This is a genomic window from Actinomadura sp. NBRC 104412 (genome assembly GCF_030269515.1).
Classification (GTDB): domain Bacteria; phylum Actinomycetota; class Actinomycetes; order Streptosporangiales; family Streptosporangiaceae; genus Spirillospora.
Genome location: NZ_BSTM01000020.1, coordinates 112,118 through 130,112, shown reverse-complemented (window position 1 = coordinate 130,112; position 17,995 = coordinate 112,118). Strand labels below are relative to the sequence as shown.

The window sequence follows — 17,995 nt, the reverse complement described above, 5'->3', positions numbered from 1 at the left end:
GGGAGGCGCGCCCTCTCGGGAGGCGGCTCAGGAGCAGCCCTCGAACTGGGGGACGCTCGTGGCCAGCTTGAGCCCGGACCGCCGGAACCACTTGTTCAGCAACGTGGCGGCATGGCCGGACTGGTACATCTGCGTGATGGCGCGGTTGACCGCCTCGCAGCCGTCCAGGTCGCCCTTGCGCAGGCCCACCCCGTACTTCTCGTCGGTGAACGGGGCGTTGATGATCTTCACGGGGCGGTCGGCGGCGAATCCCGCCAGGATCAGGTCGTCGGTGGACACCGCGTCGATCTGCCCGGCCGCCAGCATGTCCATGCACCGGCTGTAGGTGGGCGACCGCACCGGGGTCGCCGCGATCTTCCGTTCCTCGATCACCCGGCGCCAGGAGTTGGACCCGGTGACCTCGCACAGCCGCTTGCCCGCCAGGTCGCGCACGTTGCGGATGGTGGTGTCGTCCGCCCGGACCAGCGTGTCCTGGTGCGGGACGTAGTACGGCCCGGCGAAGGTCACCTGCGTCTTGCGCTTGGCGGTGATGGAGTAGGTGGCGACGATCATGTCGACGGCGCCGTCCCGCAGCGACTTCTCGCGGATGGACGACGGCGTGGCGCGGAAGGTGATCCGGCTTCTGGGGACGCCGAGCCGCCCGGCGATGTAGACCGCGACGTCCACGTCGAACCCCGTGTAGGTGTCACCCGAGCGCAGCCCGAGACCGGGCTGGTCGGCCTTGACCCCGATCACCAGGGACCGCTTGGCGGCGACCGACCCGGCCTCGCCCCCGCCGATCCCGCAACCCGCCGCCGCGGCGACGGCGGCCACCGCGGTGAACACGGCGGCGCCCGCGCGAACGCGTCCTCTGGGGATGCGCATCGTGTGCTCCTCCGTCCTCCTCCGTCAGCGGAACTCCGCCAGCCGGGGACGCACCCCCGCCAGCACCAGCACGGCGATGACCAGCGCCGCGGCCGGGGGCAGCGCCGTCCAGCCGCGCAGCCCGTCGTCCGCGGACGCGATGGACCGGTCGAACTCGGCGCGGTGCGCCCCGGTCTGCGCCACCAGCGCCCGGTCGTACTCCTCGAACAGGTTGATCGAGCCGTCGGGGCCGCGTCCCATCCGCAGCCGGATCGCGCCCGCGCGGTCGCCGCGCCCGGCCCGCTCCCGCATCAGCCGGTCGTTGTTCAGCACCTGCCCGTAGGCGCGCATCGTGCGGCCGAGCGGGCGGCCTTCCTGCGGCGTGCCGGCCTTCCTCGCCTCGTCCCCGAAGAACCCCAGGAAGTCCACCTGGTCGCCGCCCGGCTCGTAGGACGACAGCTTCTGGCCGACCAGCCGGTAGTAGGTCTCCAGGTTGAGCGGGCCGTCGCCGGGGTCGATGTAGAGCACGGAGAGCGCCTTGTCGAGGTAGGTCTGCTCGTAGGTGTCGGCGCGCTGCGGGTCGAGCAGGTAGCGGCTCTCGTCCGCGAACGCGCTGTGGCTGATCGCGCGGGCCCTGGACAGGGTCAGCATCGAGTCGAAGCCGTCCTCCTTGGCCGTGCGGATATGGCCCGCCTGCGCCGTCAGCACCGCGACGCCCGCCCCCGCCAGCAGCAACGTGACCAGCGTCGCCAGCGCCAGCGCCGGGTTGACGGTACGGCGGAAGCCGCGGGCCAGGGAGATCTGCGCGGCCAGCAGCACGCCGGCCAGCAGCGCGCCCGCCAGCAGCACCCAGACGCGCCCCGACAGGACCGCCTGCCGCCGGTCCTCGTACCCCTGCCGGACGGTGGCGCCGCTGTCGAGGGTCAGGTTGTAGGCCCTGGGCAGCAGTTCCATCCGCATCAGGTCGGTGGCCTGCCGGTAGGCGGCGACGACTCCGGGGGGCGGCTCGCCGGGGGCGTACGCGGCCTGCTCGCTCAGCACCAGGGCGCGGCCCACCATCCGCTCGTACCGGCCCAGCGCCTCCATGGTCTCGCGCACCGTCCGCTGCCGGTCGGCGTCCTGGCCGGCGAGCTGGGACGCGTCCACCAGCGCCTGGCCGGCCTCCCTGCGGCGCTGGTCGTAGAGCCGCAGCGACTCGTCCTTGCCGATGCCGAGGTCGCTCTCGCGGCCGATCAGCAGCACGTCGGCGACCTGCGCGTCCATGTCGCTGAGCGCGAAGAACAGCTCGCCGGTGGCCACGACCTGCGGTCCGGCGTCGTGCCCGATGGTCTGCACGCCGTCGCGCGCCTGCCCGATGGTCATGGTGAGGGCGAGCAGCAGCAGCGCCGTCGCGGCGAGGGCCGCCGCCGCGTACAGCCTGATCCGTCCCGGAACGGTCTTCAGCCAGCGGCCCCGGACGAACGTCGCCAGGCGGCCACCGGACCGGGCGCCCGCGCCCACCACCGGCGCGGGCGGGGACGGCGGCGCGGGCTCGGGCACGGGAGCCGGGGCGGGCGGCGAAGGGGTCACCGTGGTCCGCGGTCCGCTCATGACCCCGCACCTCCCGGCCGGTCTCCGGGCCGATTCGGGGGCCGATTCGAGGGCGGCGCGTCCGGTCGCCTCTCCGGTGCGCCCTGGTGGAGGCGGAGCGTGATGGTCGTCCAGGCGCCCACGTGGATGCGGTCGCCGTCGCCGACCGGCACGGGCACGTTGACGTCCAGCGGCTTGGTGCCGCCGTTCAGCGTGGTGCCGTTCATGGAGCCGGGGTCGACCAGCGCCCACGTCCCGTCCGGCTGGGCGAGGAGGACGGCGTGCAGGTGCGAGACGCCCGGGTCCTCCGGCGGCTCGCTCAGGTCGATCTCGGGGTCGATGCCGCGTGACCGGCTCCGGCGCCCGATCCTGACCTGCTCTCCCGCCAGCGCGATCCGCCGTTCCGGGCAGTACGGGGGGAACGCGATCGTCGCCGCGTCCGGGCCGCCCAGCGCGATCACCGAGTCGTAGTAGGCGCGGTCGGCGTTGATCGCCACCGACCAGCTCACGTCGCCGCGTGCCGGCGGAACGGGCGCCGACCACTCCTCGGGCAGGACGGACGGCGGCTCCGGGTACATCTCGGCGGTCATCTGGGAGATGGCGACGTTACGGACCGCACGGGTCTCGAAGTCGTAGGCGTCCACCTCGCAGAACCGCCCGGAGCGCGGTGTCCCGCACAGCGGGCAGGTCTCCTCCTGCGAGGAGCCCCCCGGCGCGGCGGGCCCCCCGGAGGGCTCCTCCTCGAAGGTGTGGCGGGGCGCACCGGGGATCAGGTCGCCGCAGACGTCGCAGAAGTCCGCGGACGAGGACGTATGCCCGCTCGGACAGATCGGCATGCCCTCACCCCTCGCCCTGATGGTCCCGTGGTTCCCGTTGCTGGGTGGGACGCGTGGCGCGGGTCCCCGGATGCCCTTCGTCCGCCGTGGCGCCGCCCGCGCCCGCGGCCGTGCCGGTGCGCTGGGCCGTCCGCACGGTACGGACGGACCGCGTGTCCAGCGACATCTCGTCGGCCTTCGACACGTCCTTTCTCAGCCGGTGCGTCCCGGTCTCGTGGTCGTACTCCACGACCCGGTCCAGCAGCTCGGCGATCTGCGTGTTGCCGACCTGCCCCGCCAGCGCGACGGCGCGGCCGAGCCGGGCGGTGGCCCGTTCCTCGTCGCCCGAACGGCGCGCCTCCAGGCCCTCCTGGATCGCCTCGGCCAGCTCCGACTGGCCGGTGTGGTGCGCCACCCTGTTGTTGATCCGGGTGGACTTGGCCTCGTCGTCGGTCCATTCGGCCAGGACGTTGCCCATGGCCAGCTCGCGCTCCGCCGTGTCGGCGGAGCCGGGCGCGATCACCTTGACCCAGGCGGCCCGCATCTGCCGCCCGATGTCCCCGGCGGGCACCTCGACGCACAGGTGGTACTCGCGCTCCTCGTCGCCCCAGGCCCCGACGGGGTAGTCCCCGATCTGGCCGGTGCCGGAGCGCCTGCCGGTCAGGTCCTCGACGGTCGGCACCATCTGCTTGAGGAACCTCAGCTTCGCGTCCCGCGGCGTCCACACGCGCAGCACGACGTCCGCCACCCGCTTGCCCATCGCCGCCGCGGTCATCTCCCGGAAGTCGGCCTCCAGGTCCGCCGGGTCGGGGACGTCCAGGAACGAGCCGAGCAGCGCCGAGGAGATCTTGCGCAGCTCGGCCACGTTCCAGTCGGTGCCGACGCCCCGCGCGTCGCAGACGAACACCCCCGAGCAGGCCGCCAGCGCCGCGTCCAGCTCGGCCTCGCTCTCGTGCTGGTTCTTGCCGTCGGTGAGCAGGATCGCGTGCCGCACGGCGCCGCTGTGGTCGGCGAACAGCCGCCCGGCGAGCCGCAGCCACGACCCGATGGCGGTGCCGCCCGCCGCGTCCAGCGTGGACAGCGCGCTCAGCGCCGCCCGCCGTGTCCTGTCGTCCACCCGGACCAGCCGCTGCCCCTGCGGGTAGATCATGCGCGGCTGGTTGGCGCCGGCGACCACCGCGAAGTGGACGCCGTCCCGCAGCACGTTCACCGCCGCCTTGGCGGCCCGCTTGGCCGCCGCCATCTTCCCCGAGTACGACATCGACCCCGAGGAGTCGATGATGATGATCTCCGCGGCCTCGGCGGTGGACGCCTCCTGCCCGGTGCCTCCACCGGCCATGCGGCCCGGCGCGCCCCTGGCCTCGATGCCGATGATGGCGTGCATCTCCCGGCCGCCCGCCGGGAGATAAGGGTTCTGGTCGACACGGATGCTGAACTCAGGAAGGTCGCTACTCATGGGAGGGCTCCCTGGAGGTTCCGTCCGGACCCGGCGGGGGCGGGAACGGCGGGTCCGGAGATGGGGGACACGGGACAGGGGTGGGAGCGGGAGCGGGTGACGCCCATTCGGCGGGACGAGCGGAGGCCGGGCCGGACGTGGGGGAGATGGGCGGGAACGGGATCAGCACGACCGTCACGTTGTCGTGCCCGCCGGCGTCGAGGGCCGCCTGGACGAGCCCGCGCGCCGCGGCGAGCAGCCCGCCTTCCGCGAGGGGCGCCTCGCGCAGCGCGGATTCGAGCTCGGACGGCTCGGGCAGGTGGTTCCAGAGCCCGTCACTACAGATGACCACCATGCCGGGGCCGCGCGGACGGAACGTCACGGTGTGGGGGGCGGACGTCTCGGCGTCCGCTCCCAGCCAGCCGGTCAGCAGGTGCGCCCGGGGATCGGCGCGCGCCGCCTCCTCGGACATCGCCCGCCGCGCGATCATCAGGTCGGCCCACGAGTCGTCCCGGGTCAGCAGCGCCGACCCGCCGTGCCCGTTGTTCCCGGCGGGCGCGCCGACCCAGTAGGCGCGGCTGTCGCCCACCCAGCCGACCGTGACGGACTCCTGGGACACGACGGCCGACACGTAGGTGCAGGCGGGCGGGTTGTGGCGGGTGTCCGAGAGCCTGGCGACGGCACCGCCCGCGCGCTGGATCGCCCCGCGCGTGGCCGCCACGGCGTCGTACCCGGCCACCAGCAGGTCGGCGAGCCCGACCGTGCCGGTGTCGGCGGCGACCTGCGCGGCCTGGTCCGATCCGGGGGCGGACGCGACGCCGTCGCACACCACCGCGCACACGGTACGGGGAAGCGCCGCCATGGCCAGGGCGTCCTCATTACGGCTGCGGCGATGACCCAGGTCGCTCACCCCGGCGGCGCGGACAGGGCCGTCCCGCACAGGCCCCGCCAGTTCGATCTCGACGTGCTCGTTGCCGGTGGGCTGGCGCAGCCCGCACTGCTCGCAGTAGCCGTCCCGGTCGATGCCGGTGGCGCCGCAGTCCGCGCACTCGGCGGGCGGCGCGGGGCGCACGCGGCGGGACGAGGTCTCCAGCACCGCCTCGGGCCGGATCTCGGGGATCTCGATGACGGCACGCGGCCCCGCCCGCGACTTCCCGCATGCCTCGCAGAACCGGTCGGACGGGTCGAGGGGCTCGCCGCAGGCGGGGCAGGACGTGGCGATCCCCTCGCCGGAGGGTCCGCCGTCACCGCCGGGACCGGTGCCCGCGCCGCCCATCGTCAGCACCCGCCCATCGTCAGCACCCGTCCATCGTCAGCACCCGTCCATCCTCAGAACAGCGTCCTCGGCCGGACCGCGTTGGCCCGCCGCACCAGGTCGTGGCGGGCGTCGTAGCCGTCGGCGAGCTTGGCCAGCAGCCGGTAGATCTCCTCCAGCCTGCGCCGCAGCGCCGGTTCGGTGAGGGGCGTGCCCAGCAGGTCCTCCCCCGGGTGCCGCGGGCCGGGCACCAGCGGACGGCTGGACGCGCGGACCCAGGCCAGACCCGCCTCCAGCACCTCGGCGGCGAAGGAGTTGTAACGCTCGGTGTCGAGGCGCAGGTTCTCCAGGCGGCGGCCCGCCTCGGTCAGGGCGGCGGCGGTCAGCTCTCCGGGGGTGCGTCCCCGCACGGTCGCGACGACGCACGCGAGCTGCGCGTTGATGTAGTTGCTTGAGATACGGGGAACGGAGTCGAGCGCTTCCAGAGCGCCCTTGCGGTCGCGCACGGCCAGCCGTACCCGGGCCAGGCCGAACGCGGCGCTCACGTACGTGGGATCGGTCCGCCAGACGGTCTCGTAGTAGCGCGCGGCCTGCACGGTGTCGCCCGCGTACTCGTGGCAGAACGCCAGGGCGAGCTTCGGCGCCGTCTCCCCCGGCATCAGATCGTACAGATCGTCGAAGATCGCGATGGCGTCGGCGAAGCGGTGCCCGGCCAGCGCGGCGGCGCCCCGGTACCAGTCGGCGCGCCAGTCGTCGGGGTGCCGCGCCGCGATGTCGTCCAGGAGGCGGCCCGCCTCGTCGAGCGCGCCCAGCTCGATCCGCACCCGGGCCAGTGCCAGGGACACCTCCAGGGACGGCATGGGGGCGGCGGCGAGCGCGGCGGCCAGCTCGTGCGGATCGCGGCCGGTGAGCCCGGCGAGGAAGCCCGCCGCCGGGTCACCGCTCTCCACCAGCGGGGCGGGCAGCGCCGCCGCGGCGGTGACGGGCGCGAGCGGCGCCAGCACGGGGGCCTGCGCCCCGTTCGGCGAGCCCGCGGCGCCACGGGCGCCCCGCATCCGCGGCAGGCTGATGATCTCCGTGCCCGCGGTGTGCTGCTCCGGCCCGAACAGCGTGGACGGCGCGGACCTCGGCCGCCCGTCGTCGGCCGACAGCACCTCGCGCAGCACGCCGGTGAGCTGCTCGGCCATCTCCGCCGCGCTCTGGAACCTGCGCGCCGGGTCCATGTGCGTGGCGCGGCGCAGCAGCCGGTAGTACGACTCGTGCCGCACCAGCAGCGGCACCTCGTCCCGGGGCGGCAGGCTGCGCAGGTGGCGGCCGGTGTACCCGCGGAACGGGAAGCTCAGCACGGCCAGCGCGCGGCCCACCGTGTACAGGTCGGAGGACACCGAGGGACCGGCGTCGGCGATCTCCGGCGCCTGGTAGCCGGGCGTCCCGAAGATCGGGCTGTTGACGTCGAACGCGCGCCGCACCCCGCCCAGGTCGATCAGCTTGAGCTGCTCCTCCGACTGGATCGCGTTGTCGGGCTTGAAGTCGCAGTAGAGCAGCCCCACGCCGTGCAGGTAGCCGAGGGCGCGCAGCACCTCGAGGCCGTAGGCGATCACCTGGCCGAGCGGCAGCGAGGCATGCTCGCCCAGCTCGCGGCGGCGGGCCAGCAGGATGTCCTTGAGCGACCGGCCGCCGACGTACTCCATGACGATGTAGCCGGAGTCGCCGTGCCGGACGAAGTTGTAGATCTTGACGATGTTGGGGTGCTCGACCTCGGCCAGGAACGCGCGCTCGGCGGTCGCGGCGGCCAGCGAGTCGGCGTCGCCGGTGTCCAGCAGCCCCTTGAGCACCACCCAGCGGCCGCTCACGTTGTGGTCGCGGGCCAGGTAGATCCAGCCCAGGCCGCCGTGCGCCAGGCAGCCCAGCACCTCGTACTGGCCGCCGATCAGCTCGCCGGGCCGCAGCTTGGGGGTGAACGAGAACGGGTGGCCGCAGGCGCGGCAGAAGCCCTCGGTCCGGCCGGGACGCCCGTCCCGCGACCGCCCGACGGGCTCGCCGCAGCGGCTGCAGAACCGCCGCTTCTCCGGCACCTCCGGCTTCTCCATGATCGCCGAGGCCGGGTCGCGGTACGGGACGGGCGGCACCTCGACCCAGCCGGCGCCGAGCATGCCGCGCCGCGCCGACGCGCTCGACCCGGTGCCGCCGCTCATCGTCCCGCGCGTGGCCGTACGCCCGGACGAGCTTCGCGACGAAGAGCCCGCCGACGCGGAACCCGCCGATCCGGGGGACGGCGGGATCGAGGACGGGGTCGTCGGCGACACCGACCCCGCCTCGGGCGGCGCCGACCCGGGCAACCGCGGCTGATCCGGTCCACCCGCCGGAGGGACGGCGGCCGGAGGGGCGGCGGCAGCGGCGGCGGGCGGGGCCATGCCGCACACGTCACAGAAGCCGTCCGCCTGGACGTTTCCCGAGCAGCCGGGCTGGCCGCACGGCTCCGCCATCGCCGCCGCGCTCACCGGCCCGCTCCCGTCTCGCTCTCGTCCCGTTCCCCGCCGGAGCCGCCGGAGCGAGGCCCGTCCCGGCGGTCCCTGATGGCGCGCTGGTACGCCGCCACGGCGGCCGTGGCGCGGCGCAGGTCGCAGGGAGCGGTCCACAGCAGGTCACGCGCCTGCTGGTACAGCTCGGTGAGCCGTTCGTCCTCGGCGAGGCCGAGGCGCGCCGCCTTGGCCTTGTACGCCTCCAGACGGCCGCGCAGCTCACCGCGCCGGTCCAGCAGTCCGGTGCTGAGCCTCAGGTTGTCCTCGGCCTGTGCCAGCGCCGCACCGGTCGCGCGGTCGAGCTCGGCCACCCGTGCCGCCAGCTCGGCCCAGCGCCCGCCGCGGCGCAGCTCCTCCAGGCCCGCCAGCCGGTGCCGCAGCCCGCCGCCCTGCGCCGGCGGCTCCGGCAGCCCCGCCGACGCGATCTTCAGCTCCGCCGTGGTGCGCGCCTCCCTGGCACGGCGCTCCGCCGCCTCCACGTCGTCGATGGACGCCTGGACGGCCGCCAGCCGCTGCTCGTACCCGTCCCGCAGCCGCGCCGCCTCGGCCAGCGACGCGCGCAACGCCTCCAGCGAGTCCCGCAGCCGGTCGAGGCCGGAGGTGTCGGGACGGCCGTCGCCGCCCACCAGCGACAGCGGGTCGGTGCGGGCCGCGATCCCCAGCGCGCTCAGCTCGCGGCCGAGCCGGTCCAGCTCGGGATGGCGCGAACCGTCCAGCCCCTGCGCCAGCCGCGCGGTGTCGCGCCAGGTCTCCTCGATGTCCTCCAGCGGGACCAGCAGCGCCGTCCACGCCGCGTCCGCGGCCCCGATCACCTCGGCCGCGCGCGAGTACCCGTCCGACATCCGGGACACGGCCTCGTCCAGCGTGATCCGCTCCCGGGTCTCGCCCAGCAGCGTCCTGCGCCCGAGCGGGATCTCACCGTCCGGCACCTCGACCGACGCGCCCGCCAGCAGCCCGGTCAGCTCCACCAGCACCGCCGAGCCGGGCCTGGGATGACGTTCGCGCAGCTCCGCCGCCGCGCCGAGCGTCCGCTGGTAGGCGTCGTACAGCCGCCAGACGTAGGCGATCTCCTTCTTGGCGTCCTCCCACCGGCGCCAGGTCTCGCCCGCCAGCCGGGCGCCCTTGAGCAGCCGGGTGCCCTCGTGGTCCTCCAGGTCGAGCAGCGCCGAGGAGATCCGGTCCTTCTCCTCGCGCAGGGCGCGCAGCGCGTGGTCGATCCCCTCACGGCTCATCGGCGCGGTCGCGCCCGCCCCGCTCTCGCTCACTTCCATCCCGCCGGTCCGCCGCCCGCTCCGCGGACGGCCCCGCTCTCGTTCACTGCGATCCCCGCCGCCGGACCCGCCGGTCCGGGATCCGCCTCCATCGGCGCCCCGCGACCCCAGTTTCCGGCGCGCACTCCCTCTTCAGTGTGATCGGTGACACTATCCGGCACAACCGCCCGAGACGGGCGGCGTGACCGGCGGTCCCATGATCACCCGGAACCGGGGTACCGGTGATCGCGAGACCGGTTCCGGCCGCCGCCGTCGCGGGATGAGGCGATCATCACCTCACGACGGGTTGTCAACCGGGAACCACCTGGTATGAGGTGACGTTGCTCCTACTGTCGAGGTGAGAGGAGTTGAGAGTCCGCGGTGTCGGACCCCAGTCATAGACCCGGCGGTGGGTCGTGCTGACCGCCGTCCTCGGGATCCTCGCCGTGATCGTGCTGACCGCGGCGACCGGCTACTTCGTGGCCCAGGAATTCGCGTTCGTGGCCGCCGACAGGGCGCGCCTCACCCAGCGGGCCGACCAGGGGGACGCCGCCGCGAGGCGGGCCCTGAAGGTCGTCGGCCGGCTCTCGTTCATGCTGTCGGGCGCCCAGCTCGGCATCACCATGACGACCCTGGTGGTCGGCTTCATCGCCAAACCCGCGCTCGCCGAGTTGATCGAGCCGCTGCTACGGGCCGCGGGCGTGCCGCCCGGCGCCACCGGAGCGATCGCGCTGGGCACCGGGTTCGCGCTCGCCACGCTGATCCAGATGCTGCTGGGCGAGCTGTTCCCGAAGAACCTGGCGCTGGCCCGCGCCGAGTCGCTGGCCCGCGCGCTGTCCGCGTCCACGCTGGTGTACCTGGCGGTGTTCGGCCCGATCATCCGGCTGTTCGACCGGGCCGCCGAACGGCTGCTGCGCGCCGTCGGCGTCGAACCGGTGGAGACCACGCACAGCGGCGCCACCCTGGAGGAGCTCGGCGAGATCATCGGCCGCTCGTACAGCGCCGGGCTGCTGCCCGCCGACCTGTCGGGCGTGCTGGAGCGCGCCCTGTCGTTCGGCGACCGGACCGCGGACGAGGTGATGGTGCCGCGCCCCGAGGTCCGCGGGCTGCCGGGCGACGCCACCGTCGCCGAGCTGGTCGCGCTGATCGCCGAGACCGGCCACACCAGCTACCCCGTGTACGGGCAGGACGTGGACGACGTCGTCGGCGTCGCGGGCGCCCGCGAGGTGGCCGACGACACGCTGTCCTCGCGTACCCCGATCCGCCGCATCGCCCGCAAGCCCCTGCTGGTGGCGGGCAGCCAGCCCCTGTACGGCGTGATCGAGCAGATGCGCGAGACCGGCGAGGAGTTCGCCTGCGTCGTCGACGAGTACGGCGGCCTCGCCGGCATCCTCACCTTCGAGGACATCGCCGAGGAGCTGGTCGGCGAGATCACCGACGAGACCGACGCCGCCGAGGCCGCCCCGACCGCCGCCGCCGACGGCTCCTGGGTCGTGGACGCCGGCATGCGCATCGACGAGGTGGGCCGGCTGACCGGCCTGGACCTGCCCGAAGGCGACGCCTACGACACCCTCGGCGGCCTGGTCATGGCCCGGTTGCGGCGGCTGCCGTCGCCCGGCGACCGGCTCGCGATCGGCCTGGACGACGGCACGGGCGTCGTGCTGGAGGTCGTCACCGTGCGCCGCCGCGTCCCCGACGAGGTGCGGCTGCGCACGGTCGACCTCGTCCCCGCCGCGGGAGGTGAGCCCGCGTGATCACCACGCTGCTGGTCACGGTGCTGCTGCTGATCGGCAACGGCTTCTTCGTGGCCGCCGAGTTCGCGCTGGTCGGGGCCAACCGGCCGCAGCTCGAACGCGCCGCGGCCCGGGGCAGCCGTCCCGCCGCGGCGGCGCTGGCGGGCACCCGCGAGCTGTCGCTGATGCTCGCCGGGGCGCAGTTCGGCATCACCATGTGCTCGCTGGGCCTGGCCATCGTCACCGAACCCGCGTTCGAGCACGTCCTGGAACCGCCGTTGCACGCGCTCGGCGTGCCCGAGGCCGGCTCCAAGGCCGCCGCGCTGGGCGTCGCGCTCGCCGTGGTGACCTTCCTGCACATGGTCATCGGGGAGATGGCGCCCAAGTCGTGGGCCATCGCCTACCCGGAGCGGTCCGCGCTGATCCTCGCCCTGCCGTTCCGGGCGTTCGCCAAGGTGTCGCGCCCGGTGCTCGCCGCGCTCAACGGCATCACCAACGGGCTGCTGCGGCTCGTCCGGATCACGCCCAAGGACGAGCTGGACGACCACACCGACCCGCAGCGGCTGCGCCACCTGCTCGGCGAGTCCCGCAGGCTCGGCCTGATCGGCCGGCACGACCACGAGCTGCTGCGGCGCACCATCGCCGCCAGGGAGGCGACGGTCGGCCACCTGGTCGTCCCGGTGACCGCGGTGACCACGATCGGCGCCGACGCGACCGCGGCCGAGGTGCGGCGGATCGCCACCGAGAGCGGCCACAGCCGGATCGTGGTCCGCGACTCCGGCGGCGGGGTCGCGGGGATCGTGCACGTCCGCGCGGCCGTCACCGAACCCGACGGCGAGCGGCGGGCGGCCGAGCTCGCCCACCCGGCGCCCGTCCTCACCGAGGGGACCACCGTCCTCGACGCGGTCGCCGGCCTCCGGCGCGACCGCGCGCAGCTCGCCGTGGTGAACGACGCCCAGGGCGCGCTGGCGGGCATCGTGACCCTCGATGACCTGCTCGCCGAACTGCTGGCCACCAACCCGCACTAAGCGGGCAGGTGCGACGCGGTCGCGACTGCACAGGTCACGTAGGTGTCGAGATGCTGCGATGGGGCCTTTGGCGCATCCTGGACGGATGGAAGGACACGGCCACGGACACGGTGATCTCCACGGTCACGGTCACAACGGAGAAGGGGCGCACGCGCATGGCGCCGGCTGGGCACACCGCTTAAAGCATGCCGTGCGTCCCCACTCCCACGAGGCCGCCGACAAGGTGGACGCCGCCTTGGAAGCGAGCGCGGAGGGCATGCGCGCCCTGTGGATCTCGCTGGCCGTCCTGGCACTCACCACGGTGGTGCAGGCCGTGGTGGTGGCGCTTTCGGGCTCGGTGGCGCTGCTGGGCGACACCCTTCACAACGGCGCCGACGCCCTCACCGCCGTGCCGCTCGGCATCGCGTTCCTACTGGGCCGCCGTCCGCCCACCCGCCGCTACACCTACGGGTTCGGGCGGGCCGAGGACATCGCGGGCGTCGTCATCGTCCTCACCATCGCGGCCTCGGCCATCGCCGCCGGGTACACCGCCGTCGAACGCCTGGCCGACCCGCAGCCGGTGGGTCACCTGCTCACCGTGGCCGGTGCCGCACTGGCCGGCTTCGTGGGCAACGAACTGGTGGCCCGCTACCGCATCCGTGTGGGGCGCCGCATCGGCTCCGCCGCACTCGTCGCGGACGGACTGCACGCCCGTACGGACGGCCTCACCTCGCTGGCCGTCCTGCTGGGCGCGGGAGGCGTCGCGCTCGGCCTCCCCTGGGCGGACCCGGTCGTCGGGCTGCTCATCACCCTGGTGATCCTGCTCGTTCTCCGGCAGGCCGCCCGGGAAATCTGGCACCGCCTCATGGACGCCGTGGATCCCGCCCTCGTGGACAAGGCCGAAGCGACTCTCGCGGCGACACCCGGCGTCCTGGACGTGGGATCGGTACGTTTGCGCTGGGTCGGCCACCGCCTGCGGGCCGAATGCGATGTCGTCATCGACCCCGGCACGACCCTGGTGGAGGCCCATCGCGTCGCCGTGGACGCCGAGCACCGCCTGATGCACGCGCTGCCGCGCCTCGCGGGCGCTCTCGTCCATCCGGACCCGCGGCCGGACGACGACATCGACCACCACGCGGTTCTTGCCGGTCATCGGGTGTGAGACGTTAAGGCGGGGCGGAAGCGGAGAAGAATAGGGCTCCGAAGCGACGGAACGGGATGAGGCGTGGAGCACCCACCAGAACCGGACAGCCGGAAGCACGACGTCCTGGACGACGCCGGCGAGCCGTCGTCCCAGGAGACCACCGCCGATTCCCCGACTGAGGCGCTGCCCCTTCCCGGTGCCCCCGCCCCGGACGCCGAGGAGAAGGCCGTCGAGGAGAAGGCCGCCGAGGAGCCGGCCGCCGCGTCGGACACTGCCCCGGACGCCGCGACCTCGCCCCTTCCGGTCCCCGACGACGTGACCACCGAGGTCGAGGCGATGGTGGCCGACGCCTCCGACGAGGCGGACACGCCGGAGGAGCCTGACGAGCCAGAGGCCGACGGGCCGTCCGTGCGGGAGATGGCGGCGGAGGCGTGCAAGGCGCTGATCGAGGTCTACGAGGGGCTGGAGCGGCGCCTCAGGGAGAAGGACACGAAGGTCCTCGGCTGGAGCGGGCAGCTCGCCGCGTTGCGCGCCATGCGGGACGGTCGGATCGCCGGAGACGCGGAGGAACTGGCCCGCCTGCTCGTCGCCGCCGAGGCCCAGGATGTGACCCGGGACGTGCCGGTCGGCGAGGCCGTCCAGGAGGCCCTGCGCGAGGGCGAACGGACCCTGGTGCTGGCACCCACCGAGGCGCGCGCCGAGGAGATCGCGCGGGCGGCCGGGGAGAACGTGCTCACCGTGCTGGTGGCCACGGCCGCGGAGGAGCCACCGCCCGTCCCGGAGCCGCCGTCCGCGCAACCGGCCGAAGCGCCGCTGAGGGAGGACGGGGCCAACCGCACGGTCGAGTTCAGGCCCGTGACCTCGGTGGAGGTGACACGGCCCCAGGAGGTCCCGCAACCGGAGCCCGCCGAGATCAAGGACGATCGGGCACCGGAGGCACGTGTCCTCTCGGTGGTGGCCCGTCCGCTGGGGGAGGCGTGGCCGAACTCCTGGGCCGAGGAGGCGCGGAAGCTGCAACGCGCGCTGATGTGGCTGGAACAGTGGCCGCGTGACCAGGCGCTGCTGGAATCGCTCAAGACCGCCAGGGAACGGCGTCGCCAGGAACTGGACGCGGAGCTGGCCGGGTTGGCGGCGCGGATCGAGGAGATGCGCGCCGCGGTCGAGGCGGCCGAGCAGGCGGTGGTGCGGACCGCCGCCGAGGCCGAACGGCTGGAGGCGGCGCAGGCCGAGGTCGTGGCCGAGCTGGAGGGGCCGCGCGCCGAGGCGCAGCGGCTCCAGAGGGAGGCCGACGCGAAGGCGGAGGAGGCCGGCAGGCTCACCCGTACCGCCGAGGCGACCCTGGCGCGCTGCAACGCGCTGGAGGAGCGCAACGCGCAGGCGCGGACGGAGCTCCAGGCGGCGCAGCAGGAGGAAGAGACGCTGACCGTGGACCTGGCACGGGCCCGCGACGACCTGCCGGGTGCCATCGAGTCGGCCGAGCGGCTGGCGGCCGAGTCGGCGGCGGCGGACGCCGAAGGGCACACCCGCTACTACCGGCTGGCCGCGGCGGAGTCCGCACTGTCGGCGCGGCGGCGCAAGCGGTCGCTGGGCCAACGGCTGCACGTCGCGCCCCCGCCGCCCGAGCTGAAGGACCTGCGGGCGGAGGTGAAGGCGCTGACGCGGGAGGCGGACGAGGCGGCGAAGCGGGCGGCGCAGGCGAAGGACGCCGCCGAGCGCGCGCAGACGTACCGCACGCAGCTTGAGGCGTTCCTGCACGAGGGCGCCGCACGGCTGACGGCGGCGCAGGAGGCGCAGCGGCAGCTCGCCGCGGAGCTGTCCCGGCTGGCCAAGGAGCGGACGGCCGCGACCGCCGACCACCAGGAGAAGGCACAGCGCGCCGCCGAGGCCGTCAACCTGGCCACGCAGGCGAGCACGCTGGCCGCGAACGCGCGGCGGATCGCCCAGGAGATCGAGGGACGGCTGGCCGTCGCCCGGCGCGAGTACGAGACCGCGAGGGCCGCGCACGACCATGCGAGGGCCGAGGCGGAGGCGGCCGTGGCCAGGGTCGCGGAGACCGAGGCGCTGCTGGCGCGGCGCCGCGGCGAGGCCGAGGAGGAGCTGTCGGTCCGGTCGGGCGAGTTCGAGGCGGCCACGGCGGCGGAGGCCCGTTCCCGGGGGAACGTGGAGGAGATCTGTGGCGGCGGACCGGTCGACCCGGATGTGCTCGCGACGCGTCAGCGGTCCGCCATGGCCCGGATCGAGCGGCTCACGTCCCAGCTGAACCGTGCCGAAGACGGCTTCCCGGTGTCCGGCCCGACCGGTGAGGTCCCGAGCGACGACACCGGCGACGTCCTGCTGCGCACGGCGGCGCTGGTCTGCGGCACGCCGTTCACCGTGGGCGCGACCAGGGCGGACGCGGAGTTCGACACGCTCGTGGTGGCGGGGGCCGGGGCGGTGAACGAGGCGGACTTCCTGGTCGGCGCCGTCCAGGCCCGGCGCTGGGTCCTGCTGGGCGGCGGCGCGGACGAGGCACCGCCCGCGCACCCCGAGTACGAGGGGCACGCGGGCGCGGACCGGCTGGCCCGGTCGCCGTTCGCGGCCGCTAGTCGTCCTTGACCAGCAGGTCGAGCACCCAGCCGACCACGCCGACGACGATCGCGCCGGCGAACGCGGGCCAGAAGCCGTCGACGGTGAACGGCAGGTCGAGCTCGCCGGCGATGAAGCCGGTGAGGAGCAGCAGCAGCGCGTTGACCACGAGCCCGAACAGGCCGAGGGTCAGCACGTAGAGGGCGCAGCCGAGGGTCTTGACGATGGGCTTGATGATCGCGTTCACCAGGCCGAAGATCACCGCGACCCCGACCAGCGTGAGCGCCCGGCGGCCGAGGGTGTCCCCCTCGACGTCCACCCCGGCGACCAGCACGGTCGCGACCCACAGCGCGACGGCCGTGATCACTACCTTGAGGAGTATCCGCACATCGACGATCCTGCCCGGAGATGGTGCGGGAACCATCAGCCCGCGCGGGGATTTCCGGTGCCGTCCCGGTCATCTCCGGGGACCACCGGCTCGGTCTCCGGGCGGACGCCGGTGCGTCAGTCCGTCCTGTCGAAGAAGGACGAGGCGGCGGAGCCCACCATGGGTCCGCCGGTGCGGTGGGCCGCCCGCGCGGCCGGGCCCGCGACGGGACGGCCGTCCACGGGAGGCCCGGAAGGCGAGGACACGGGAGCGCCGGGGACCGAGGGCGACCCGGGGTCGCCGCCGCGGACGCGGGCGAGCTCGCGCTGGAGGCGGCGCTTCTCCATCTCCAGGGTGGTCAGCGACTCCTCGTGCTCCTCGCGGAGGTAACGCAGGTCGCGCCGCTTGCGGAGGCCGCGGCCGACGCCCATGAAGAGAAGCGTCACGCCGACCACGAAGAGGACCGCGACGGCGGCGCCGGCGAGGAAGACCTGCCATTGGTTGTTCACGAAGGGGACGGTCTCGCCGAAGGCGGTCAGGGTGGCCGTCCCTTCGTTGGCCGCCACGACGCCCACCGCCACGGTGACGGCCGCCGCGGCCATGAGCAGTCCGAGCAACACCATTGGGGATCTCCTCTCCAGCTCACTCTCCGGAGGCGAGGCGCGGGGATACCCACCATGCCAGACTTAATAGGATCTTGTGTGCATTGCCCTATTTATCCAGCTCACAGGCCTTTTACGGAAATGCTCGCTCGCGATTCCTCCGGTATCCGGCGGGTAATGGACCGGTGCGGGTAAGCCGAGGTTCGAGCCGGGAGTGGTCCATGGACGTACGCGCGGTCGTGTTCGATCTGGACGGTGTTCTGATCGACTCGGAGCCGGTGTGGGAGGAGGTCCGCCGCTCCTACGTGGCCGACCACGGCGGGCGCTGGCTCCCCGACAGCCAGGACCGGCTGATGGGGATGAGCACCGAGGAATGGGCGTCCTATCTGGCCGAGGACCTGCTGGACGGGCGGCTCTCACCGGAGGAGGTCGCGTACGAGGTGATCGACCGGATGCGGATCCGGTACGCGGAGGAGGTCCCGCTGCTGCCGGGCGCCGTGGAGACGGTGCGGCGGCTCGCGGACGCCTACCCGCTCGGCCTGAACAGCTCCTCCCCTCGCGCCCTCATCGACCTGCTCCTCGCCGAGGTCGGCCTGGACTCCCTGTTCAGGGTCACCGTGTCGACCGAGGAGGTGGACCAGGGCAAGCCCGCGCCCGACGGCTACCTCATGGTGGCCGCCCAGCTCGACGTGCCGCCGGAGAACTGCGTGGCGATCGAGGACTCCGGCAACGGGCTGCGCTCCGCCCACGCCGCCGGGATGCGGGTGATCGCCGTCCCCCGCCCTCGGCACCCGCCCGCGCCCGACGCGCTGGCCCTCGCCGCGTACGAGACCGACGACCTCCGCGCCATCGACCGCGACGTGATCGAATCCCTGTAGCGCCATTGGG

Annotated in this window: 15 protein-coding genes and 1 pseudogene; 6 read left to right on the top strand and 10 right to left on the bottom strand. The window is 74.1% G+C overall.

Annotation, left to right across the window (positions count from 1 at the left end):
- Positions 1-27: 27 nt before the first annotated feature.
- The 7 genes and pseudogenes from QSK21_RS23840 to QSK21_RS36375 all read right to left on the bottom strand — a co-directional run.
- On the bottom strand, positions 28-864 hold the full coding sequence (locus QSK21_RS23840; RefSeq protein ID WP_285699031.1) for a glutamate ABC transporter substrate-binding protein: 837 nt from the start codon (positions 862-864) through the stop codon (positions 28-30).
- 24 nt (positions 865-888) lie between these two features.
- The gene (locus QSK21_RS23835; RefSeq protein ID WP_285699030.1) at positions 889-2,433 is read right to left on the bottom strand and encodes a GlnX family signal transduction membrane protein; all 1,545 of its coding nucleotides are present in this window, start codon (positions 2,431-2,433) and stop codon (positions 889-891) included.
- The gene (locus QSK21_RS23830) at positions 2,430-3,248 is read right to left on the bottom strand and encodes an FHA domain-containing protein (protein WP_285699029.1); all 819 of its coding nucleotides are present in this window, start codon (positions 3,246-3,248) and stop codon (positions 2,430-2,432) included. The genes QSK21_RS23835 and QSK21_RS23830 overlap by 4 nt, the downstream gene beginning before the upstream one ends.
- A 4-nt stretch (positions 3,249-3,252) precedes the next feature.
- The gene (locus tag QSK21_RS23825) at positions 3,253-4,683 is read right to left on the bottom strand and encodes a VWA domain-containing protein (RefSeq protein ID WP_285699028.1); all 1,431 of its coding nucleotides are present in this window, start codon (positions 4,681-4,683) and stop codon (positions 3,253-3,255) included.
- Positions 4,676-5,938 carry a protein phosphatase 2C domain-containing protein gene (locus QSK21_RS23820; RefSeq protein ID WP_285699051.1) on the bottom strand — a complete coding sequence of 421 codons (1,263 nt, stop codon included), beginning with the start codon at positions 5,936-5,938 and terminating at the stop codon, positions 4,676-4,678. Before QSK21_RS23820 ends, QSK21_RS23825 begins: the two co-directional genes overlap by 8 nt.
- Before the next feature lie 53 nt (positions 5,939-5,991).
- Positions 5,992-7,830 carry a serine/threonine protein kinase gene (locus QSK21_RS23815; RefSeq protein ID WP_502871593.1) on the bottom strand — a complete coding sequence of 613 codons (1,839 nt, stop codon included), beginning with the start codon at positions 7,828-7,830 and terminating at the stop codon, positions 5,992-5,994.
- A 45-nt stretch (positions 7,831-7,875) separates the two neighbouring features.
- Positions 7,876-8,070: pseudogene (locus tag QSK21_RS36375) on the bottom strand (serine/threonine protein kinase); the annotation flags it as partial.
- A 52-nt stretch (positions 8,071-8,122) separates the two neighbouring features.
- Here QSK21_RS36375 and QSK21_RS23810 point away from each other — a divergent pair.
- Positions 8,123-8,266, top strand: coding sequence for a hypothetical protein (locus QSK21_RS23810; protein ID WP_285699026.1), 144 nt, complete (start codon positions 8,123-8,125; stop codon positions 8,264-8,266).
- Positions 8,267-8,414: 148 nt separating this feature from the next.
- Here QSK21_RS23810 and QSK21_RS23805 read toward each other — a convergent pair whose 3' ends face one another.
- Positions 8,415-9,704, bottom strand: coding sequence for a hypothetical protein (locus QSK21_RS23805; RefSeq protein ID WP_285699025.1), 1,290 nt, complete (start codon positions 9,702-9,704; stop codon positions 8,415-8,417).
- 401 nt (positions 9,705-10,105) lie between these two features.
- Here QSK21_RS23805 and QSK21_RS23800 point away from each other — a divergent pair, with 401 nt between their 5' ends.
- The 4 genes from QSK21_RS23800 (at position 10,106) to QSK21_RS23785 (ending at position 16,168) form a co-directional block, all read left to right on the top strand.
- Positions 10,106-11,443: a hemolysin family protein gene (locus tag QSK21_RS23800; protein ID WP_285699023.1), complete on the top strand. Its 1,338-nt coding sequence runs from the start codon at positions 10,106-10,108 to the stop codon at positions 11,441-11,443.
- A complete protein-coding gene (locus QSK21_RS23795; RefSeq protein ID WP_285699021.1) occupies positions 11,440-12,450 on the top strand; it encodes a hemolysin family protein in 1,011 nt (336 codons plus the stop codon). The genes QSK21_RS23800 and QSK21_RS23795 overlap by 4 nt, the downstream gene beginning before the upstream one ends.
- 190 nt (positions 12,451-12,640) lie before the next feature.
- Positions 12,641-13,591 (top strand): cation diffusion facilitator family transporter, encoded by a 951-nt coding sequence (locus tag QSK21_RS23790; protein WP_285699019.1) that lies wholly within the window; start codon positions 12,641-12,643, stop codon positions 13,589-13,591.
- 63 nt (positions 13,592-13,654) lie between these two features.
- Positions 13,655-16,168 carry a coiled-coil domain-containing protein gene (locus QSK21_RS23785; RefSeq protein WP_285699017.1) on the top strand — a complete coding sequence of 838 codons (2,514 nt, stop codon included), beginning with the start codon at positions 13,655-13,657 and terminating at the stop codon, positions 16,166-16,168.
- Here the strand turns inward: QSK21_RS23785 and QSK21_RS23780 are convergent.
- Both QSK21_RS23780 and QSK21_RS23775 read right to left on the bottom strand, forming a co-directional pair.
- Positions 16,155-16,526, bottom strand: a complete 372-nt coding sequence (locus tag QSK21_RS23780; protein ID WP_285699016.1) for a phage holin family protein — start codon at positions 16,524-16,526, stop codon at positions 16,155-16,157. The two genes, QSK21_RS23785 and QSK21_RS23780, sit on opposite strands and share 14 nt — an antisense overlap.
- A gap of 116 nt (positions 16,527-16,642) precedes the next feature.
- The gene (locus QSK21_RS23775; protein WP_285699015.1) at positions 16,643-17,128 is read right to left on the bottom strand and encodes a hypothetical protein; all 486 of its coding nucleotides are present in this window, start codon (positions 17,126-17,128) and stop codon (positions 16,643-16,645) included.
- Positions 17,129-17,328: 200 nt separating this feature from the next.
- On the opposite strand from QSK21_RS23775, the gene QSK21_RS23770 reads away from it, so the two are divergent.
- Positions 17,329-17,985 carry an HAD family hydrolase gene (locus QSK21_RS23770; RefSeq protein WP_285699014.1) on the top strand — a complete coding sequence of 219 codons (657 nt, stop codon included), beginning with the start codon at positions 17,329-17,331 and terminating at the stop codon, positions 17,983-17,985.
- The last annotated feature ends 10 nt before the right edge of the window (positions 17,986-17,995 follow it).